The organism is Conexibacter woesei DSM 14684 (assembly GCF_000025265.1).
GTDB lineage: Bacteria > Actinomycetota > Thermoleophilia > Solirubrobacterales > Solirubrobacteraceae > Conexibacter > Conexibacter woesei.
The window spans coordinates 2,612,572-2,631,946 of record NC_013739.1; the positions used below are offsets into that span (position 1 = coordinate 2,612,572).

The 19,375-nt window shown below is 76.9% G+C and carries 17 protein-coding genes; 8 read left to right on the top strand and 9 right to left on the bottom strand.

Annotated features, from left to right (window positions below; genetic code table 11):
• Nucleotides 1-59 precede the first annotated feature (59 nt).
• Nucleotides 60-1,115 carry a GGDEF domain-containing protein gene (locus tag CWOE_RS33460; RefSeq protein WP_012933932.1) on the bottom strand — a complete coding sequence of 352 codons (1,056 nt, stop codon included), beginning with the start codon at nucleotides 1,113-1,115 and terminating at the stop codon, nucleotides 60-62.
• A 168-nt stretch (nucleotides 1,116-1,283) separates the two neighbouring features.
• Between CWOE_RS33460 and CWOE_RS34405 the strand changes: the two genes are divergently transcribed.
• On the top strand, nucleotides 1,284-2,312 hold the full coding sequence (locus tag CWOE_RS34405; protein ID WP_012933933.1) for a hypothetical protein: 1,029 nt from the start codon (nucleotides 1,284-1,286) through the stop codon (nucleotides 2,310-2,312).
• Between the two features lie 3 nt (nucleotides 2,313-2,315).
• On the opposite strand, the gene CWOE_RS12260 is transcribed toward CWOE_RS34405, so the two are convergent.
• Genes CWOE_RS12260 through CWOE_RS12270 form a run of 3 tightly spaced genes read right to left on the bottom strand, consistent with a single transcriptional unit; the run spans nucleotide 2,316 to nucleotide 5,242 of the window.
• Nucleotides 2,316-3,911, bottom strand: a complete 1,596-nt coding sequence (locus CWOE_RS12260; protein WP_012933934.1) for an LLM class flavin-dependent oxidoreductase — start codon at nucleotides 3,909-3,911, stop codon at nucleotides 2,316-2,318.
• A 6-nt stretch (nucleotides 3,912-3,917) separates the two neighbouring features.
• Entirely contained in the window at nucleotides 3,918-4,214 is a 297-nt protein-coding gene (locus CWOE_RS12265; RefSeq protein ID WP_012933935.1) for a cupin domain-containing protein, read from the bottom strand.
• On the bottom strand, nucleotides 4,214-5,242 hold the full coding sequence (locus CWOE_RS12270; protein ID WP_012933936.1) for an RNA polymerase subunit sigma-70: 1,029 nt from the start codon (nucleotides 5,240-5,242) through the stop codon (nucleotides 4,214-4,216). The genes CWOE_RS12265 and CWOE_RS12270 overlap by 1 nt, the downstream gene beginning before the upstream one ends.
• A gap of 83 nt (nucleotides 5,243-5,325) precedes the next feature.
• Here CWOE_RS12270 and CWOE_RS12275 point away from each other — a divergent pair, with 83 nt between their 5' ends.
• From CWOE_RS12275 to CWOE_RS12285, 3 genes are all read left to right on the top strand, one after another.
• Entirely contained in the window at nucleotides 5,326-6,816 is a 1,491-nt protein-coding gene (locus tag CWOE_RS12275) for an MFS transporter (RefSeq protein ID WP_012933937.1), read from the top strand.
• Between the two features lie 111 nt (nucleotides 6,817-6,927).
• Nucleotides 6,928-7,290, top strand: a complete 363-nt coding sequence (locus CWOE_RS12280) for a YciI family protein (protein ID WP_012933938.1) — start codon at nucleotides 6,928-6,930, stop codon at nucleotides 7,288-7,290.
• A gap of 8 nt (nucleotides 7,291-7,298) precedes the next feature.
• A complete protein-coding gene (locus CWOE_RS12285; RefSeq protein ID WP_012933939.1) occupies nucleotides 7,299-8,525 on the top strand; it encodes an RNA polymerase sigma factor in 1,227 nt (408 codons plus the stop codon).
• 41 nt (nucleotides 8,526-8,566) lie between these two features.
• Here CWOE_RS12285 and CWOE_RS32760 read toward each other — a convergent pair whose 3' ends face one another.
• Complete coding sequence (locus tag CWOE_RS32760; RefSeq protein ID WP_012933940.1) at nucleotides 8,567-9,370, bottom strand: sensor histidine kinase; 804 nt, start codon at nucleotides 9,368-9,370, stop codon at nucleotides 8,567-8,569.
• 153 nt (nucleotides 9,371-9,523) lie between these two features.
• On the opposite strand from CWOE_RS32760, the gene CWOE_RS12295 reads away from it, so the two are divergent.
• From CWOE_RS12295 to CWOE_RS12310, 4 genes are all read left to right on the top strand, one after another.
• Nucleotides 9,524-12,271 carry an AAA family ATPase gene (locus CWOE_RS12295; protein WP_012933941.1) on the top strand — a complete coding sequence of 916 codons (2,748 nt, stop codon included), beginning with the start codon at nucleotides 9,524-9,526 and terminating at the stop codon, nucleotides 12,269-12,271.
• 12 nt (nucleotides 12,272-12,283) lie between these two features.
• Nucleotides 12,284-13,912 (top strand): AAA family ATPase, encoded by a 1,629-nt coding sequence (locus CWOE_RS31990; RefSeq protein WP_081425339.1) that lies wholly within the window; start codon nucleotides 12,284-12,286, stop codon nucleotides 13,910-13,912.
• 946 nt (nucleotides 13,913-14,858) lie between these two features.
• Nucleotides 14,859-15,284: a helix-turn-helix transcriptional regulator gene (locus CWOE_RS33860; protein WP_201447264.1), complete on the top strand. Its 426-nt coding sequence runs from the start codon at nucleotides 14,859-14,861 to the stop codon at nucleotides 15,282-15,284.
• 9 nt (nucleotides 15,285-15,293) lie between these two features.
• On the top strand, nucleotides 15,294-15,752 hold the full coding sequence (locus CWOE_RS12310; RefSeq protein ID WP_012933942.1) for a hypothetical protein: 459 nt from the start codon (nucleotides 15,294-15,296) through the stop codon (nucleotides 15,750-15,752).
• Between the two features lie 22 nt (nucleotides 15,753-15,774).
• On the opposite strand, the gene CWOE_RS12315 is transcribed toward CWOE_RS12310, so the two are convergent.
• From CWOE_RS12315 to CWOE_RS12330, 4 genes are all read right to left on the bottom strand, one after another.
• A complete protein-coding gene (locus tag CWOE_RS12315; RefSeq protein ID WP_012933943.1) occupies nucleotides 15,775-16,518 on the bottom strand; it encodes an ABC transporter permease in 744 nt (247 codons plus the stop codon).
• Nucleotides 16,515-17,423, bottom strand: coding sequence for an ABC transporter ATP-binding protein (locus CWOE_RS12320; RefSeq protein ID WP_012933944.1), 909 nt, complete (start codon nucleotides 17,421-17,423; stop codon nucleotides 16,515-16,517). Before CWOE_RS12320 ends, CWOE_RS12315 begins: the two co-directional genes overlap by 4 nt.
• A gap of 105 nt (nucleotides 17,424-17,528) precedes the next feature.
• Nucleotides 17,529-18,194 carry a response regulator transcription factor gene (locus tag CWOE_RS12325; RefSeq protein WP_012933945.1) on the bottom strand — a complete coding sequence of 222 codons (666 nt, stop codon included), beginning with the start codon at nucleotides 18,192-18,194 and terminating at the stop codon, nucleotides 17,529-17,531.
• Nucleotides 18,191-19,366, bottom strand: coding sequence for a sensor histidine kinase (locus CWOE_RS12330; protein ID WP_012933946.1), 1,176 nt, complete (start codon nucleotides 19,364-19,366; stop codon nucleotides 18,191-18,193). Before CWOE_RS12330 ends, CWOE_RS12325 begins: the two co-directional genes overlap by 4 nt.
• Nucleotides 19,367-19,375 lie beyond the last annotated feature (9 nt).

A 19,375-nucleotide genomic window follows, 5' to 3' on the forward strand; every position in this document is an offset into this window, starting at 1 on the left:
CAGCCGCCGTGGAAATGGACTTCCGCGAACGGGGCTTTCGCGCCGCGGTGCGGAGGCGTTCAGTGAACGCCGGCGTGCGCGAGATCGCCGCGTGCGATGACGGTGCGATCGCGGCCCTCGCGCTTGGCGCGGTAGAGCGCCGCGTCGGCCCGCGCGATCAGCTGGTCGCCGGTCATGCCGGGCTGCCACGGGGCGACGCCGGCCGAGAACGTCTGCGCGTGCGGGACGGCGGCGCGCAGCTCCTCGACCAGGCTGTCGGCGGCGTCGGCGTCGCAGCCGGGCAGCAGCAGCAAGAACTCCTCGCCGCCCCAGCGGGTCAGCACGTCGCTCGCGCGCAGGCGTCTGCTCCACTCGTCGCTGACGGTCCGCAGCAGCGCGTCGCCGGCGGGGTGGCCGTGGGCGTCGTTGTACGCCTTGAAGCGGTCGAGGTCGATGATCGCGAGCGTCAGCGGGCGGCCGGTGCGCAGCGCGACGGCGATCTCGCGTCTGTGCGTCGTCTCGATCGCGCGGCGGTTCGGCAGCCCGGTCAGCGGGTCGGTCTCGACGAGCCGCTCCAGCTCGGCGTGGGCGAGCTGGAGGCGGCCCGCGACCGCCCGCTCGCGGGCGAGCAGCTCCTGCACCGCGACGCCGACGAGCGCGCACGACAGCACCAGCAGCGGCACGCTGCGCCAGCCGGTCGGCGGGTACTCGGGCGCGCCAATCGCGACGAGCGGGATGACGAAGACGAGCGTCGCGAACAGCAGCGCCGCGAGCAGCTGCCCGCGGCTGCCGTAGAGCGCGACCCACAGCACTGGGACGATTACGACGACGCCGTAGCCGCTGCCGGCGCCGCCGGTGCCGTCGCGCAGCAGCGCGATCGCGACGAGCGCCGCGAGCGCGGCGGCGCCGGCGTGGTGACCGCCCGTGAGCTGTGGTCGCAGCAGGGCGGCGACGCCGAGCGCGGCGCTGAGCGCGAACGCGACGCCGACCTCGGTCCAGCGGACGCTGATGCCGCCGGTCGCGGGGACCAGCGCGAACGCGACGAGGCCGCAGAGCGCGAACGGCAGCAGCCGGCGCGCTGCGGCAGCGGCGGTCGCCTGCCCCGTCTCCGGCGCCGTCAGCAATCGAGGGCTCACGGGAAGTGGATCGGCGCGGGCGGGGCGGAGCTTGAGCGGGGCGGTCGTCCTGGCTTGTGGTCACTCTGCGACACCAAGCCAGGACGACCGGCCTCAAGTCGTGGTCTGCGCGGACCGACTACCCCGGGGACGCGGCGCTGCCGCACCCTGTCTTCCGGAGGTCCGTCGATGTCCTATGTCCTGAGCCTTGCTCGCCGCCATGCGGTGGCGTTCCTGGCCGTCTTCCTCTTGCTCGGCGGCACCGCCTACGCGGTCGCCGATCGCGTCGTGATGTCGAGAGCAACCCCCAAGATCTACGCGTGCGTCACGGAGACGCACGGCACGCTGAACCTGTCGAGCGCGAAGGCGAGATGCGAGCCCGGCCAGCGCAAGATCTCGTGGAACGCAGAGGGTCAGCGCGGCCTGCCCGGCACTGACGGAGCGCGCGGCGCGAGAGGCGCGGCGGGCGCCGCCGGTCCCGCCGGTCCGGCGGGACCTGCCGGTGCCGCCGGTGCGAAGGGCGCGCCCGGTGAGAAGGGCGCGAAGGGCGACCGCGGCGAGACCGGCCCGGCTGGTGCGGGCGAGCGCGGCCCCGCCGGTACGCAGGGCGAGAGAGGCGCCGCCGGCGCCGTCGGTCCGATCGGCCCGATCGGCCCGCAGGGTCCGACTGGCCTGCAGGGGCCGGCCGGCACCAACGGCACCGACGGCGCCAGCGCGATGCTGACGGCGAGCGGACCGACGAGCCCGACGACGATCGCCGGCGGGGTGTCGGGCGACGTCGGCCTGCTGCCGCTGTCGGGTCAGCTGACCGCTTCCAACACCAGCATCCTCATGGGCGGCACGCTGGACGGGGACACGCCGGAGGTCCGGGCCGCGGCGCAGGTCTTCCCGCGCGATGGGACGCTGACCGCCATCGGCGGGACGTTCGTCGTGACGCAGGCGATGAGCCTCATCAGCACGACGATCACCGTCGAGGCCCAGTTGTTCACGGGCTCGGGCACCACGCTGACGCCCGTCCCGGGCGCGCAGTGCATCGCCGTGCCGGCGCTCACGGGCATCGTCTCGATCGGCGTTCTGTCGAGATGCATCACGACCGGCCTCTCGATCCCGGTCACGGCGGGCACGCGTGGCGTGGTCGTCGTCACGATCACCGCCGCAGGCATCCAGCTGACTCAGTCGGCCCAGCTGCAGAGCGCCGTCTCGCTCGCGGTGGCCTGAGCCTCAGTAGAAGCCGAGGCGCGCGAGCGGTTCGATCAGCTCGCGCTCCTCGTAGGAGAAGTGGGACAGCAGCGCGTCGGTCAGCAGGTCGACCGACGCCTGCACCCGCTCCATCCCGTCCGGCTCGGCGGCGACGAGCGCGACGAGCGTGCGGTCGACCCGCTCCAGCAGCTCGGAGATCGTCTCGTGCTCCTCGCCGAGCCGGTCGATCACCGGCTGCAGCGCCGGGTCGCGCCGCTCCAGGTGCGGGAAGACGCTGTCGTCCTCCAGCGTGTGGTGGCCGGTGACGACGCGGCAGTAGGTCTCGCAGAACGTGCCGAGCGTCCAGTTGTTCTGGCGGATCGTCATGCGGTTGATGTGCGAGCGCACCGCCGCGGGGTCGGTCGTGCCCTGCGCGACCTGCGCGATCAGATCGCGCAGCCGCTCCAGCTCGCCGCGCAGCCCGTCGTGGACGTCGATCAGGTGCCGTCCCGCCGCCTGCTGGTCGGCGCTGAAGCGTCGGCTCGGGTCGCGCGCCGGCCCGCTCGGCCGGGTCGACTCGTCCCACGGCCGCTCGTCGCTCAGCCGCCGCCCGTCGTCCGGCGTCGGGACGGTCGCGAACGGGGTCCCGTCCGTCCCCGCCGCCGCGCTCGCGCCGGCGCCGGCCACGACGCCCGCGTCCGCGCCGCCCGTGCCGCCGCCCACGGCCGCCGCCGCGTCCCGCTCGCGTCCGCCGCGCGCCCGCTCTTCCTCGACCAGCTCGCGCACCGCCGGAGCGACCTCCTCGGCGAACGTGCGCAGCTCCGCCTCCGAGGACACCGACAGGACGTACGTGCTCATCCCTGTGAGCAGCGTCAGCTCGGTCAGCTGCTCGGCCCAGTCGTGCGGCGGACCTTCGAGGAAGCCGTCGCCGTCGCCGAAGCCGCCGTTGACGTTGAAGAGGCGGCGGATCGCGTCGGGCCGGCGGCCGGCCTCGACCGCCGCGGCATCGATCGCGGCATTCATCCCCGGCAGCTCCTCCAGCGAGGCGTAGCCCATGCTCGGCAGCCAGCCGTCGGCTCTGGCGCCGGTCAGCGCGAGCATCCGCGGCTTGTACGCGCCGAGCCAGATCTCGACGTCGTGCGCGGGAGGCGGGCCGGGCTGCGCGCCGTCGACGTCGTAGTGCACGCCGCGGTGGTGGATCGGCGCGCCGTCCGCCGACCAGACCGCGCGGATCAGCTCGATCGCCTCGGCGAGCGCGTCGACGCCCTGGCCCGGCGTCAGCCGCGGGCCGCCGACGGCGGCGATCGCGTCCCAGAACGCGCCGGCGCCGAGCCCCAGCTCGACGCGGCCGCCACTGAGCAGGTCGAGGCTCGCGACCGAGCGCGCGAGCACGAACGGCGGGCGCAGCGGCAGGTTCGCGACGTTGAGCGCGACGCGCACGTTCGTCGTCTGCGCCGCGACGACCGACAGCAGCGTCCAGGCGTCGAGGAACTGCGGCTGGTACGGGTGGTCCTGGAAGGAGACGAGGTCGAGTCCGGCCACGTCGGCCAGCGTCGCCAGCTCCAGGACGCGGTCGGACTGGCCGGCCGCGGGGCTGATGAAGACGCCGAACCGCAGCTCGTGTCCGTAGTCCGCCATTCCGCGTCAGGGTACCCGGCGGCGCGCGACCGCAGCCAGCAGCGCCGGCCGGCTGCCGCGGTTGTGGATCGCGTGGAGCGGCAGCCCGGCCAGCCACAGCACCTCGCCCGGCGCGCACCGGCGGCAGCCGCCGTGCGCGTCCTGAAGCTCCACCTCGCCGCGCTCGACGACGACGAGCGCGTCGTGCCAGGCGTCGTCGTCGCAGCGCTTCGCGGCGCCGGGGGCGACCTCGACGAGCCGCAGCTCGACCCACGCCGGCAGCGGCCGGCCGAGGAACGAGACGGGCCCGCGGTCGTCGTCCATCAGAGCGTCACCGGGAGGCCGAAGCGCGGGAACAGCTCCGGGCCGAAGCCGACGATCTCGGCGATCAGCCCGTCCTGCACGCACAGCACGTCCAGCGACAGCGCCGCGTATCCGTCCGCGCCGCGACGGCGGGCGTAGCAGGCGGCGGCCGGCTGGCTGTTGGCGCGCGTCGGAACGAACCGCAGCGCGCCGACGTAGAGCGAGGAGGCCGGGTCGAAGCTGCGCGCGAGCGCCGAGACGATCGCCTCGCGGCCGTCGAACCAGGTCGGGCTCGGCGGCATCATCCCGCGCGCGTCCTCGCGCAGCAGCCGTGCGATCGCGTCGACGTCGGCACGCTCGTGCGCCTCCATGTAGCGCCGCAGGACGACGCGCTCCTCGCTGCTGGGGGCCGCCGCCGGCGACCACGCGGTGCGGTGGGCGGGCAGCTCCCGCCGCAGCGCCGCCCGCGCACGCTGCAGCGCGCTGTTGGCGGCGGCGACGCTGACGTCGAGCAGCGCGGCGGTGTCCTTCGCCGACCAGTCGAGCACGTCGCGGAGGATCAGCGCGGCGCGCTGGCGCGGCGGCAGCAGCTGGATCGCCGCGAGGAACGCCAGCTCGATCGTCTCGCGCGCGAGCACGACCGCGTCGGGCCCGGCCTCGCCGGACGGCAGCTCGTCGAGCAGCGCGTCCGGGTACGGCTGCAGCCACGGCAGCTCGGCCGCCGGCAGCACGGCCGCGCTCGGCCCACGCGCCGGCGCGATCTGCGAGGGCAGCACGCGCCGCGGCGTGCGCGCGAGCGCGGTCAGGCAGACGTTCGTCGCGATCCGGTAGAGCCACGCGCGGTAGGACCAGCGGCCGTCGACGCTGAAGCCGGCGCGGCCGCGCCACGCCCGCAGCAGCGTCTCCTGGACGGCGTCCTCGGCCTCCTCGAGCGAGCCGAGCATGCGGTAGCAGTGGACGTGGAGCTGGCGCCGGTAGCGCCCCGCGAGCGCGGCGAAGGCCGCGTCGTCGCCGGCGCAGGCGGTCGTGACGAGATCGGTGTCGTCCATCGAACCGTTCAACTCCGCCGGGAGCGAAAAGTCATCGCTGCGGTGCGCGATGACTTTTCGCGCCTGCCGTGGTTGACGTGCCCATGAACACGACCGCCGCCTCACCATCTCCCGCCGCAGGCCGCCGCGAATGGATCGGCCTCGCCGTGCTGGCGCTGCCGATCCTGCTCGTCTCGCTCGACTTCAGCGTGCTGTACCTCGCGCTGCCGAAGCTCAGCGCCGACCTCGCGCCGAGCGGCTCCGAGCTGTTGTGGATCAGCGACATCTACGGCTTCATGATCGCCGGGTTCCTGATCACGATGGGCACGCTCGGAGACCGCATCGGCCGGCGCCGGCTGCTGACGTTCGGCGCGGCCGCGTTCGGCGCGGCGTCGGTGCTGGCCGCCTACGCCGACAGCGCCGCGCTGCTGATCGCGGCGCGGGCGCTGATGGGCGTCGCGGGCGCGACGCTGATGCCCTCGACGCTGGCGCTGATCTCCGGCATGTTCGAGGACCCGAGGCAGCGGGCGACGGCGATCGGCGTCTGGTTCAGCTGCTTCCTCGGCGGGATCGCGCTCGGCCCGATCGTCGGCGGGCTGCTGCTGGAGCACTTCTGGTGGGGGTCGGTCTTCCTGCTGAGCGTCCCGGTGATGGTCGTGCTGTTGGTCCTCGCGCCGCGGCTGCTGCCGGAGCAGCGCGACCCCGCGGCCGGGCGGATCGACCTCGCCAGCGTCGCCTGCTCGCTGGCCGCGATCCTGCTGCTCGTCTACGGGCTCAAGGAGGTCGCGCAGCACGGCCTCGACACCGCCGCCTGGTTCGCGGTCGTGGCGGGTGCTGCGCTCGCGGCGGCGTTCGTGCGGCGCCAGCGGACGCTCGCGAGCCCGCTGCTCGACCTCGCGCTGTTCAGGAACCGCACGTTCGCGGTCGCGCTGGCGGTGATGTTGCCCGGGGCGCTGATCCCCGGTGGCGTGAACCTGTTCGCGACCCAGCACCTGCGGCTCGTCGAGGGCCTGTCGCCGTTTCAGGCGGGTCTGTGGCTGCTGCCCTCGGCGCTGGCGACGATCGCCGGCGCGATGCTCGCGCCGCTGCTCGCGAGCCGTTGGCGGCCCGCGAACGTGATCGCCGGCGGGGTGCTGCTCGCGGCCGGCGGCTTCGCGCTGCTGACGCAGGTCTCGGTCGGCTCCGGCGTCCCGCTGCTGGTGCTCGGCGGCACGATCGCGTTCCTCGGGATCGCCCCGTCGGGCGTGCTGGCGACCGAGATGGTCCTCAGCTCGGCGCCGCCGGAGAGAGCGGGCTCGGCGTCGGCGGTGTCGGAGACGACGGCCGAGCTGGGCGTCGCGCTCGGCGTCGCGATCTTCGGCAGCATCGGCGCCGCCGTCTACCGCGCGCAGCTCGGCGCCGGCGTCCCCAACGCGGCGCGCGACTCGCTCGCGGGCGCGACGGCGGCGGCGCGGGAGTTGCCCGGCCGCGCCGGCGTCGAGGTCGCGCTCGCCGCGCGCGAGGCGTTCGTCGACGCGTTCACCGTCGTGGCGACGGTCGGCGGGATCGCGATGGCACTGTTCGCCGTCCTCGCCGCGACGCTGCTGCGCGACTGAGGTCGCCCGGCCGAGGGGACGACTTCACGAACATGTGTCGATCTGGCCCGATCCCGTTCGTATAGAGGGTGAGACAGCGGAACGGACCGGCCACGACGCGAAGGAGCAGCGATGATCCAGTACCTCCTCAGCATCTACCAGCCCGACGGCGACCCCGGACCGTCGGTCGACCTCGACCAGATCATGCGCGACCTCGATGTGCTCAACGCGGAGATGAGAGCCGCCGGCGCGTGGGTGTTCGCGGCCGGGCTGCACCCGGCCGGCACCGCCACCGTCGTGCGCGCCGGCGGCGACGAGCTGCTGATGACCGACGGCCCCTACGTCGAGGGCAAGGAGCACCTCGGCGGCTTCACGATCGTGCAGGCGCCCGACCTCGACGCCGCGCTCGGCTGGGGCGGCAGGCTCGCGCGCGCCACGACGCTCCCGGTCGAGGTGCGGCCGCTCGCGCACGGGGCGAGCTGCACAGAGGACTGACCGCTGTCGTGACGCCGCTGCCGGCAGGCGAGGTCGAACGCGTCTTCCGCGCCGAGCACGGCCGCGCGGTCGCGGTGCTGGCGCGCATCTTCGGCGACCTCGACGTCGCCGAGGAGGCGGTTCAGGACGCGTTCGCCGAGGCCGTGCGGCGGTGGCCGCGGAGCGGGCTGCCGCCGAGTCCCGCCGGCTGGATCGTCACGACCGCCCGCAACCGCGCGATCGACCGCCTGCGGCGCGAGGCCAGACGCGCCGACCGGCACGCCGAGGCGGCGCTCCTGCACGCCCGCGACGAAGCGCCCGAGGACGAGGAGGGACCCGTGCGCGACGATCGCCTGCGCCTGATCTTCACCTGCTGCCATCCCGCGCTCGGCAGCAGCGCCCAAGTCGCGCTGACGCTGCGGCTGCTCGGCGGGCTCAGCACCGCCGAGATCGCGCGCGCCTTCCTCGTGCCGGAGCCGACGATGGCGCAACGGCTCGTGCGCGCCAAGGGCAAGATCCGCGACGCGCGGATCCCCTACCGCGTGCCGCGCGAGGCCGACCTGCCCGAGCGTCTGCGGGCGGTGCTCGCCGTCGTCTACCTCGTCTTCAACGAGGGCCACACCGCGACCGCCGGCGATCAGCTCGTGCGCGAGGACCTGTGCGCAGAGGCGATCCGCCTCGGGCGCCTGCTGGCGGAGCTGATGCCGGACGAGCCGGAGGTGCTGGGACTGCTCGCGCTGATGCTGCTGGTGACCTCTCGGCGGCCGGCGCGCACGGGTCCCGGCGGCGAGCTGGTGCTGCTCGCCGAGCAGGCGCGCGAGCGCTGGGACCGCGACCTGATCGCCGAGGGACAGGCGCTCGTGCGGCGCTGCCTGCGACGCGACGAGCCCGGTCCGTACCAGCTGCAGGCCGCGATCAACGCCGTCCACAGCGACGCGCCGACCGCCGCCGCGACCGACTGGGGGCAGATCGTCGCGCTCTACGACCAGCTGCTCGTGTGCGCGCCGACGCCGGTCGTCACGCTCAACCGGGCCGTCGCGGTCGCCGAGATCGACGGTCCGCAGGCGGCGCTCGCGCTCGTCGACGACCTCCCGCTCGACCACTACCACGTCTTCCACGCGGTCCGCGCCGACCTGCTGCGGCGGCTCGGCCGCGACGCTGAGGCGGCGACCGCGTACGCCGCGGCGATCGAGCGGACCGGCAACGCCGCCGAGCGCGCCTTCCTGGCACGCCGCCGCGCCGGCGTCGGTCCGTGAGCCCCCGCCCTCCCGGGGACGAGCGGGAGGGCGGGAAGCGTTCAGCGGTCGAGCGGGAGGCGCGCGTGGACGCGGAAGCCGCCCGCGGGGGTGGGGCCGGCGACCAGCTGGCCACCGACCGCGCGGGCGCGACGGCGCATGCCGGCGATGCCGCTCGCGGCGCCCGCCGGGCGGCCGGCGCCGGCGGGACCGTTGGCGACGACGGTGACGAGCGCGTCGCCCTCGATCCCGACCTGGACGACGACCGGCGCGCCCGCCGCGTGCTTGCGCGCGTTCGTCAGCGACTCCTGGACGATCCGGTGCGCGGCCGAGGCGACGCACGGCGGCGCGGTCGCCAGCGCGCCGTCGTCGATCCACGACCAGACCGGCTGCCCGGCGGCCGCCCAGTCGGCGAGCGCGGCGACGTCGACCGGCGGCGGGGAGGCGCCGAAGGCGATCAGCTCGCTCAGCTCGGCCTCGGTCTCCGCGACGACCGCGGCGATCCGGTCGAGCGTGAGGACCGCGGCCGGCGGGTCGGTCGCGAGCGCGGCCCGCGCCGCGCCGGCCAGCACGCCCGCGAGCGAGACGCCGTGGCCGACCGTGTCGTGGATGTCGTCAGCGAGCGCGCGGCGCGCCGGATGCGTTGCCGGCAGCCGGTCGAGCAGCCGCCGGACGTCGTCGAGCGCGCTGCACGCCCGGCGGCTGATCGCCGACGTCACCGCGTGGGCGGTCTCGTCGTCGATGCCGACCAGCGTGCGGGCGGTCGCGGCCCGTTCGCCGATCTCGGTCAGCGCCGCCGCGACGACGGCGTGGACCTCGCGCACGATCGACGGGATGCCGGGAGCCTCGGTGTGCGTCAGCAGCATGCGCCGATCACGGTCGCACGCGCGTGGAGCCCGCACATCGGGGAGTTCCCTCATTCTGCGCGGCCGCGCCCGCCCGCGGCGTGGCGTGCCGCGCGGCCGCGTCCGCGCCCGCGGCGCCACCTGCGGCACGGCCGCGCGTGGCAGACTGCACGCGTGCTGGAGGGTCGCGCGCACGAGCTGGAGCGGATCGGGGAGCTGCTGGAGGGCGCTCGCCGCGGTCGCGGCCGCGCGCTGCTGCTGCACGGCGAGGCCGGCATCGGGAAGACCTCGCTGCTCGCCGCCGCGGCCGCCCGCGGCGCCGATCTGACCGTCCTGCGCACGAGCGGCCACGAGGCTGAGACCGGGCTCCCGTTCACGGCGCTGCGGCGACTGGTCGAGCCGCTGCTGGCGCTGCGCGAGCGGCTGCCGCCGGTGCAGGCGCATGCGCTCGGCACCGCGCTGGCGCTGGAGCCGCCGTCGCCGCAGGAGCGGCTGGCGGTCCCGATCGCGCTGCTGGCGCTGGTGCGGCTGGCGGCCGCCGAGCGCCCGCTGCTGGCGCTCGTCGACGACGTGCAATGGCTCGATCCCGCCTCGCGCGAGGCGATCCTGTTCGCCGCCCGCCGGCTCGGCTCGGCCGGCGGCGCCGCCCTGCTGCTTGCGCGGCGCGACGGCGACGGCGTCGGTGCGCCCGCCGACGTGGGCGGGCTCGACCGTCTCGCCGTCGGCCCGCTCGACGCCGCGAGCGCCCGCGCGCTGCTGCGCCGCGCACCGGAGCCGCTGGCCGACGCGGCCCAGCGGGCGGTCGCGGCGGCGGCCGGCGGCAACCCGCTCGCGCTCGTCGAGCTGTCGGCCGGCCTGACGCCCGCGCAGCGTGCCGGGCGCGCGCCGCTCGACGCGCCGCCGCGCCCCGGGCCGCTGCTGGAGGCGTCGTTCGCGCGGCGGCTCACCGACCTCGCGCCCGCGGAGCGGTGGGCGGTCACGCTCGCGGCGGCGATGGAGCACGGCCCGCTCGCCTGGCTGCTGGCGGCGCTGTCGGAGAGCGGCGCCGCGGCGTGCGCGGTCGACGCCGCCGAGCGGGCGCGGATCGTCGTCGTCGCCGACGGCGAGGTCGCGCTGCGCCACCCGCTGCTGCGCGCCGCCGCGTACCACGCGGCGACCGCGGACGAGCGGCAGGCCGCGCACCGCGCGCTCGCCGCGACGGCGCCCGACCCGCGCCGCCGCGCGTGGCAGCTGGCAGGCGCGGCCGGCGCCGCCGACCCGGGCGTCGCGGCGGCGCTGGAGGAGGCGGCGCGCGACGCGCGCGCGATCGGCGGGTACGCGGAGGCGGCGTCGGCGTTCGCGCGCGCGGCGGAGCTGTCCGGCGCGGAGTCCGCGCGCGGACTCCGCGAGCTGGAGGCCGCGCACGACCTCGCGACGACCGGCGAGCTCGACCGCGCGCTCGGGTTCCTCGACGCCGCCGAGCTGCGCGACGGCGCCGACCTGCTCGCGATCGCGCGGCTGCGCGGCAACCTCGAGATCCGCCGCGGCGACCCGCACGGCGCGTATCGCAAGCTGATCGCGGAGGGCGAGCGCAATCTCGCCGAGGGTGACCGCGCCGCTGCCGCGACGCTGTTCCTGGAGGCGTCGGTGGCGCCGATGCTGACCGGCGACCTCGACCAGCAGCAGCACGTCGTCGACCGCGCGCTCGCCGCTGCGCGGCCGGTCGGCGGGGAACCGCTCGTGCTCGCCGAGCTGGTCGCGGCGGAGCTGCTGGCCGTGCGCGGACGCGACGCCGAGGGCGAGGCGGGGCTGGCGGCCGCCGCCGCGCGCCTCGGCGAGGTCGACCTGCTCGCGGCCGAGATGATCGTCGGGATGGCGGCGCAGGCGTCGATGTGGCTCGGCGCGTTCGACCGCGCAGAGGAGATCGTCGGCCGGATGCTCGACGCGTGCCGCGCGGCGCGCGCGCTCGGGCGGATGCACTACCCGCTCAGCGTCCGCGCGCAGATCGCCTGGCGCCGCGGCGACTGGGACGCCGCGTTGCGCGACGTCGAGGAGGCCGTCCAGCTCGCGCGGGCGACCGGGCAGGAGGCGCTGCTCGCGTTCGTGCTCGCGATCCACGCGCGCGTGCTGGCGGGGCGCGGCGAGACGGCGACGGCGCGCGCGCTGCTGGCCGAGGCGCTGGAGATCACCGACCGCGAACGCGCCGACGGGATCGCCGTCCACGCCCACGCCTCGCTCGCGCTCGTCGAACTGGTCGACGGCCGCCCGCTCGCGGCCGCCGCGGCGGCGCGGCGGGCGGACGAGGTCGAGGCGCCGCTCGGGCTGCGTCAGCCGACGGCGTGCCTGGCCGCCGCCGACGAGCTCGACGGGCTGCTGCTCGCCGGCCGCACCGACGAGGCGCGCGCGGCGCTCGACGCGCTCGCGGCGCGGGCGCGCGACGGCGGCTCGGCATGGGCGGCGGCCGTCGTCGCGCGCGGCGAGGTCGCGCTCGCCGCCGACGCCGACGTCGGCGCCCGCGCGGAGGCGGCGGTCGCCGCGTGCGCCGGCCTCGGAATGCCGTTCGAGCAGGCGCGCACCGAGCTCGCGATCGGCGAACGGCTGCGCCGCGGCCCGCGCCGCGCCGACGCCCGCGCTCCGCTCGCCCGCGCGCTGGAGCTGTTCGAGCGGCTTGGCGCGGTGCCGTTCGCGGAGCGCTCGCGGGTCGGGCTGGAGCCGGTCTCGACGCGCGCCGCCGAGGCGGAGCCGCCGCGGCTGGTGGGCGTCGAGCTGCGGCTCGCACGGCTCGTCGCGGAGGGGCGCACGAACCGCGAGATCGCGGCCGCGCTGCAGCTCGGCGAGAAGACGCTCGAACGGCGGCTGACGGCGCTCTACCGCAGACTCGGGATCGCCTCTCGCACCGAGCTCGCGCGCTTCGCCGGTGACGACGCCGGCCGGCACGCTTAGACTCCGCGCTCGATGTTGTACGGCCGGGCGCGCGAGCGTGACCAGATCGTCGAGCGCGTGGTGGGCGCCAGCAGCGGGCGCAGCTTCGCGACGCTGCTCGAAGGCCCCGCGGGGATCGGGAAGAGCACGCTGCTGGAGGAGGCGGCGGCGGTCGCCGACGGCATGCTCGTGCTGCGCGCCGCCGGCTACGAGTCCGAGGCGGAGATCCCGTACGCCGGGCTCTCGGAGCTGCTCGCACCGGTCCTGCACGTGCGCGAGCGGCTGCCCGCGGGGCAGCGTGCCGCGCTCGGCGGCGCGGTCGCGCTGGAGCCGGCGCCGCCACGCGACCGCTTCGCCGTCGGGGTCGCGCTGCTCGGGCTGCTCGGTGCGGCGGCCGAGGAGCAGCCGCTGCTGGTGCTGCTCGACGACGCGCACTGGCTCGACGAGGCGACGCGCGACGCCGTCCTGTTCGCCGCGCAGCGGCTCGTCGCGGAGGGCGTCGGCGTGCTGCTGGCGGCGCGCGACGCGGACGGCGTCCCGATCGAGGCGAGCGGGCTGGAGCGGCTGCGGCTCGGCCCGCTCGGCCGCGACGACGGGCTCGCGCTGCTGCGCGAGGGCGCGCCGCTGACCGCCGACGTCGCCGAGGCGCTGCTGAGCGCGAGCGGCGGCAACCCGCTCGCGCTGCGCGAGCTGCCGCGCGCGCTGACGCCCGAGCAGCGCGCCGGGCGCGCGCCGCTGAGCACGCCGCCGGCGCCCGGCGGCGAGGTGCAGGCGGCGTTCGCGCGGGAGCTGGCCGCGCTGCCGGAGCTGACCCGCGGCGCGCTCTGCGTCGTCGCGGCCGGCGCGGGCGTCGCGCCCGACGTGCTCGACGCGGCGCTGGAGCGGTTCGCGCCCGTCGGCGGCGCGGCGGCTGGCAGCGCCGACAGCACGCGCGGCGGCGTGGCGGGCGGCGACGGCGCGAGCGGCGCCGACAGCGCGGGCGCCGACGGCGCGCGCGGCGGCGGTGCGCGCGGCGGCGGTGCGCGCGGCGGCGGTGCGCGCGGCGGCGGTGCGCGCGGCGGCGGTGCGCGCGGCGGCGGTGCGCGCGGCGGCGGTGCGGGCGGCGATGCGGCGGGCCGCGCCGCCCTCGCGCCCGCGCTCGCGGCCGGGATCGTCATCGAGCGCGCGGGGCGGATCGCCTTCCGCCACCCGCTGCTCGCCGCGGCCGGCTACCACGCCGCTCCGAGCGGCGAGCGCCCGCGCAGCGCACGCCGCGCTCGCCGCCGTGCTGACCGACGTCCCGCGGCGCGCGTGGCAGCTCGCCGCCGCCGCGCTCGGCCCCGACGCCGCGGCGGTCACCGCGCTGCGCGCCGCCGGCGCGGAGGCGCGCGCCCGTGGCGCGCACGCCGAGGCCGCGCGCGCGTTCGCGCGCGGCGCCGAGCTCGCTGCCGAGCCGCAGGAGCGGGCGGCGCTGGAGCTGGAGGCGGCGCAGGACCATGCGCTCGCCGGTCACGGCACGCTGGCGCTGGAGCTGGCCGACCGCGCGGCGGGCGCCGCGGCCGACCCGGCGGTGCGGGCTGGCGCCGAGCACCTGCGCGCCCATCTCGCGATGCGCGGCGGCGCGCCGGCGGACGCGACGCGGGCGCTGGAGGCGCTGGCGCAGCGGGCGGCGGCCGCCGGTGACCAGGCGGGAAGCGCGCGCTTCCTGCTGGAGGCGTCGCTCGGGCACATGTTCGAGGGCGACATGGAGGCGCTGCTGGAGGTCGCGGCGCGCGCCCGTGCGCAGGCGGACGGCGTCGCCGGCGAGCTGGCGCTGCTCGCGTCGCTGGTCAGCGGCGAGGCGCTGCTCGCGCTCGGCCGCTCCGCCGAGGGCGACGCGCTCGTCGCGGCCGCCGAGCCGCTGCTGTTCGCCGCCGACCCGCTGTCGGAGATCGCCGAGATCATCGGGATGGGCGCGATGACCTCCCTGTGGGTCGAGCGCTTCGACCGCGTCGAGCGGACCCTCGGGCCGATGGTCGCGCAGACGCGCGAGGCGGGCGCCGCCAGCCGGCTCGTCTACCCGCTCTGCGTCCGCTCGCAGCTGCAATGGCGTCGCGGGCGCTGGGCGGCGGCGTACGCGGACGCGGAGGAGAGCGTGCGGCTCGCGCGGGAGACCGGCCAGCACGGGGCGCTGGCGCTGTCGCTGGCCGCGTTGAGCCGCGCCGAAGCCGGCATCGGCCGGATCGACGAGGCACGCGCGCACGGGGAGGAGGGCGCGGCGCTCGCGGCGGCGGCCGCCGGCGCGGCGACCCGGCAGCACTCGCTCTCGGCGCTCGGCTTCGCCGAGCTGACCGCCGGCCGCGCCGAGGCGGCCGTCGCCTGGCTGGAGGAGGCCGACGCGACCGACGTGCGGCTCGGGCACGGCGAGCCGGCACTGACGATGTACGCCGCCGATCTGGTCGAGGCGCTCGTGCGGGCGGGCCGCCGCGACGACGCCGAGCGGGCGCTCGCGCGACTGGCGGCTGGCGCGGAGCGGACGGGCGGCGCGTGGTCCAACGCGGCCGCCGAGCGCGGGCGCGCGCTGCTCGCGGGCGAGTCCGAGCTGGAGCGCCACGGCGCCGCGGCGCGCGCCTGGCACGATCGCGTCGAGATGCCGTTCGAGCGCGCGCGCAGCGAGCTTGTGCTCGGCGAGCGGCTGCGCCGCGCGCGGCGGCGCGCGGACGCGCGCGCGCCGCTGACGCGGGCGCTGCGGGCGTTCGAGCAGATCGGCGCGGAGCCGTGGGCGCAGCGCGCGCGCACCGAGCTGCGCGCGACCGGCGGACCGGCGGGCGCCGGCGCGGGCGCTGCCGCGGCGGAACGGCAGGCGACGCCCGTCGGAGAGCTGACGCCGCACGAGCTGCAGGTCGCGCTGCTCGTCGCCGAGGGGCGCACGAACCGCGACGTCGGCAGCGCGCTGTTCCTCAGCCCGAAGACGATCGAGCACCACCTCAGCGCGATCTACCGCAAGCTCGGCCTGCGCTCGCGCGCTCAGCTGGCCGCTGCGATGGCCGGGCAGGCGGGGCCGCCGGCACCGTAGGCTGTGCCGATGGCCTACACGACAGCCGAGGGGCAGCAGCAGCTGCTCGACACGATCGCCGAGGCGATCGACGCGCTGGGGGAGGCGCTGACGCGGTTCGGCGTTGCCTACGAGGAGCTGGACGAGTCGCGCGGCGACGAGCTGGAGGCCCGTCTGTTCCGGCCGACGCAGGCGGCGTACGGCCGCGCCCGCCGCGTGCACAGCGACTTTGCCGAGCGCAGCGGCCTGCCGTCGCGCACGTTCGCGCAGCCGGCGGCGCCGGCTGCCTGGCACGGCGCGCGCAACCTCGTCGAGGACGCCGTCGGCGCGATCGAGGACGCCGACGACATCCTGTCGGAGCTGCAGGACTCGCTGCTGCCGGTCGAGGTCGGCGACACCGAGCTGCGTGCCGGGATGTCCGCCGTCCGCGAGCTGCTCGGCCCGCCGCAGCACGACGCCGACGCCGTGTTGCGGCTGCTCTGGCGGTAGTTGCGCGGAGCTGATCCTCGTCTCAGACGCGCGTCGCGGTCCGTCGCGCGAGCCAGACGGTCGCGACCAGCGCGAGCAGCGCCCAGACGGCCAGCACGACGAGCGCCGAGCCGATCCCACCGACGCCGAGCCAGGGGTCGGCGATCAGCGGCACGGGGGAGGGGAGCGCGTCGGAGAGCGTCAGCATCGCGCCGTCCATCGCGCCCTTCGGCGGGCCGCCGCCGCCGAGCAGGAAGAGCGGGAAGAAGGCGAGCAGGCCGATCGCCTGCGCGGCGCGCGCGGTAGGCGCGGCGAGACCGATCGCAACGCCGAGCAGCAGCAGCGTCAGCAGGCTGGCGGCGAAGCCGACGGCCGTCTCCAGCGGCTCCGCGACGGCGGGGATCCCGTACGTCGGCGCGGCGACGGCGAGCACGAGCACGGTCGCGAGCAGCACGAGGCCGGCGGCGATGACGGCCTGCGCGGTCACGACGCGGGCGGCCGAGACGCCGAACGCCTCGAAGCGCCGCAGCACGCCGCGCTCGCGGTAGGAGGCGAGTGCGACCGGCAGCCCGATCAGCGTCAGCGCGACCATCGGGATCCCGATCGAGGCCGCGACGTAGTAGTCGTCGGGGCGCTGCATCGCGAAGCCGTCGTCGGGCTCGGTGCCGAAGACGCCGGCGAGCGTCACCATCACGAACGGCGGGAAGACGAACGCGAACACGAGCACGGTCCAGTCGCGCATCAGCAGGCGTGCCTCGGTCGCGGCGAGGGCGGTCAGGCGGTTCATCGTGATCCTCCGTTCAGCAGCGTGACGACGGCGTCCTCCAACGACGGCCGGACGACGGCGAAGTCGTCCGCGGACAGCTCGCGGCGGGCCAGCTCGGCCGCGACGTGCACGACCGCGCGCGGGTCGGCGGTGACGGCGGCGTGGGCGCCGTCGTAGCCGATCTCGCTGACGCCGGGGACGCGCTCCAGCCCGTCCAGCAGCGCGGCGGTCGGTGACGAGAAGCGGACGCTGACGGTGCCGGCGACGGTCGTCAGCTCCGACGGCCGGCCGCATGTCAGCAGCCGCCCCTCGTGCAGCACGGCGACGCGGTCGCAGAGCCGCTCCGCCTCGTCCATGTCGTGCGTGACGAGCACGACGGTCGCGCCGTCGTCGCGCGCCTGCTCGACCAGCCGCCAGGTGTCGCGGCGGGCGGAGGGGTCGAGCCCCTGCGTCAGCTCGTCGAGGAAGACGACCCGCGGGCGGTTGACGAGCGCGAGCGCGAGCAGCAGCCGCTGGCGCTGGCCGCCGGAGAGCGCGCCGAACGGCTTCTTCAGCAGCGGGCGCAGGCTCCACGCGTCCGCCAGCTCGCGCCAGTCGACGACGTCGCTGGCGAGCCGCGCGAACAGCCGCAGCGCCTCGCCGACGCGCAGCCCGTCGGGCAGCGCGGAGGTCTGCAGCTGCGAGCCGACGAGCGGCCGCAGCCGCGACCGGTCGCGGTCGGGGTCGAGACCCAGCACCGCGACGTGGCCGCCGTCGCGGCGGCGCAGCCCTTGCAGGATCTCGACGGTCGTCGTCTTGCCGGCGCCGTTGCGGCCTGCGATGCCGAAGATCTCGCCGGCGCCGACCTCCAGCGACAGCCCGCGCAGCACCGTCTGGCCGTCGTAGGACTTGTGCAGGTCTTGGACCTGAATCGCTGTGTTCTCCATGGCGACGACGCTACGAGCGCGCCGCTGCTCGCGCATCGGCCCACGGGCCCCTCTCTCGCTCCCCCCGCGGGCGGAGCGGACCCGCCTCGCGCCGCCTCGCGGGCGCTACTGCTCGGCCGCGCCGGGCGCGATCACGCCGTGGTCGTAGGCGTAGACGATCGCGGCGGCGCGGTCGCGCACGTCGAGCTTGGAGAAGATCGAGCCGACGTGCGTCTTCACGGTCGCCTCGGCGACGAACAGCGTCGCGGCGATCTCGGCGTTCGTCGCGCCGCGCGCCATCAGCCGCAGCACGTCGTGCTCGCGCTCGGTCAGCAGCTCCAGCCGCGTCCCCTCACGTGCGGCGGGCGCGACCAGACGGCGGTAGTGGTCGAGCACGCGCGGCGCGACGCCGGGGTCGAACCAGGCGCCGCCGCCGGCGACCGCGCGGACCGCGGCGATCAGCTCCTCCGCGGAGGAGTCCTTCAGCACGAAGCCGGCCGCGCCGGCCTCGATCGCGCCCCACAGCACGTCGTCCTCGCCGAACGTCGTCAGCACCAGCACGGCGGCCGGATCGTCGGCGTCGCGCAGCCGCGCGGTCGCGGCGATGCCGTCGAGCCGCGGCATGCGGACGTCCATCAGGACGACGTCGGGACGCAGCGCGGGGAGCCGCTCGACCGCCTCCTGGCCGTCGGCGCACTCGGCGACGACGTCGAACCCGTCCGCGGGCGAGAGGATCCGTGCGAGGCCGGCGCGGACGATCGCCTGGTCGTCGACGAGCGCGACGCGTATCACGGGGTCTGCTCCAACGGCAGCTCGCAGCGTATCCGCCAGCCGCCCGCGGTCGGCCCGGCGGAGAAGGTGCCGCCGAGCACGGTCGCCCGCTCGCGCATCCCGATCAGGCCGTATCTCGGCCGCTCGGAGTCGGCGACGGCGGTGACGTCGGCGGCGGGGCCGGCCGCGCCCGTCCGCGCGCCGTCGCTGTCGGCCGTCAGCCGCACGTGCTCGTCGTCCAGCTCGATCGTCAGCCGCGTGCGGGCGTGCGGCGCGTGGCGGGCCGCGTTCGCCAGCGCCTCCTGCGCGATCCGGTAGAGCGCGACGGCGACGCTCGGCGGCAGCCGGGAGACGTCGCCGCGTGTCCGCAGCTCGACCGCGAGCCCGCCGGCGTGTGCCTGGTCGACGAGCGCGGCGATCTCGTGCGCGGACGGCAGCGGCGGCGCGACGCCCGTCGCCGCCTCCTCGTCGCTGCGCAGCAGCGTGACCGTGCGCCGCAGCTCGCGCATGCTGTGGCGGCCGACCTCCTCGGCGGTGCGCAGCGCCTCCTCGGCGGCGTCCGGGTCGCGCCGCAGCACGTGCCGCGCGCTCGTGACCTGGAGCATCACGGCGGCGAGCCCGTGGCCGACGAAGTCGTGCACGTCGCGGGCGATCTCGCGCCGCTGCTCGCGCAGCGCCTGCTGCGCCAGCTCGCGCCGTGACTGCTCGAGCTGGGCGGCGAGCTGCGTCTGGCGCACGACGCCGCGTGCCACCACCCACGGGAAGGCGACGCCGAGCAGCCAGATCCCGACGGCGACCTCCGAGGGGTCCTGGAAGACGGCCGCGGCGATCGGCGCGCTCGCCGCGAGCAGCCCGAGCGCGATCGCGGCGGCGGGCGACGGCGCCCAGCGCCCGACGACGAACGACAGCAGCGATGCCTCGAACAGGATCGGCTCCAGCGCCCCGCCGCGCTGCGCGAGCACGAGCGGGACGACGACGGCGACCGCGAGCAGCACGAGCGGGATCGTCGGCCGCCGCGCCCACAGCGCGAATGCCACGACCGGGATCGCGGTGAACGCGACGCAGTTCGCCGGCGCCGGATCGGCGACCGCGGCGACGACCGCGATCGTCAGCGCGAAGAGCGGGACCAGGCGGCGCAGCTCATCGGTCTCCGACCATGTCTGACCCGCTGCGGGCAGTCGCTCGCTCGCCACGCGCCGACC

What these genes read in the sequence shown, in the direction of transcription:
- CWOE_RS34405 (WP_012933933.1), top strand. Translation starts at nt 1,284, where the DNA reads ATGTCCTATGTCCTGAGCCTTGCTCGCCGCCATGCGGTGGCGTTCCTG.
- CWOE_RS12260 (WP_012933934.1), bottom strand. Translation starts at nt 3,911, where the DNA reads ATGGCGGACTACGGACACGAGCTGCGGTTCGGCGTCTTCATCAGCCCC.
- CWOE_RS12265 (WP_012933935.1), bottom strand. Translation starts at nt 4,214, where the DNA reads ATGGACGACGACCGCGGGCCCGTCTCGTTCCTCGGCCGGCCGCTGCCG.
- CWOE_RS12270 (WP_012933936.1), bottom strand. Translation starts at nt 5,242, where the DNA reads ATGGACGACACCGATCTCGTCACGACCGCCTGCGCCGGCGACGACGCG.
- CWOE_RS12275 (WP_012933937.1), top strand. Translation starts at nt 5,326, where the DNA reads ATGAACACGACCGCCGCCTCACCATCTCCCGCCGCAGGCCGCCGCGAA.
- CWOE_RS12280 (WP_012933938.1), top strand. Translation starts at nt 6,928, where the DNA reads ATGATCCAGTACCTCCTCAGCATCTACCAGCCCGACGGCGACCCCGGA.
- CWOE_RS32760 (WP_012933940.1), bottom strand. Translation starts at nt 9,370, where the DNA reads ATGCTGCTGACGCACACCGAGGCTCCCGGCATCCCGTCGATCGTGCGC.
- CWOE_RS31990 (WP_081425339.1), top strand. Translation starts at nt 12,284, where the DNA reads ATGTTGTACGGCCGGGCGCGCGAGCGTGACCAGATCGTCGAGCGCGTG.
- CWOE_RS33860 (WP_201447264.1), top strand. Translation starts at nt 14,859, where the DNA reads ATGCCGTTCGAGCGCGCGCGCAGCGAGCTTGTGCTCGGCGAGCGGCTG.
- CWOE_RS12310 (WP_012933942.1), top strand. Translation starts at nt 15,294, where the DNA reads ATGGCCTACACGACAGCCGAGGGGCAGCAGCAGCTGCTCGACACGATC.
- CWOE_RS12315 (WP_012933943.1), bottom strand. Translation starts at nt 16,518, where the DNA reads ATGAACCGCCTGACCGCCCTCGCCGCGACCGAGGCACGCCTGCTGATG.
- CWOE_RS12320 (WP_012933944.1), bottom strand. Translation starts at nt 17,423, where the DNA reads ATGGAGAACACAGCGATTCAGGTCCAAGACCTGCACAAGTCCTACGAC.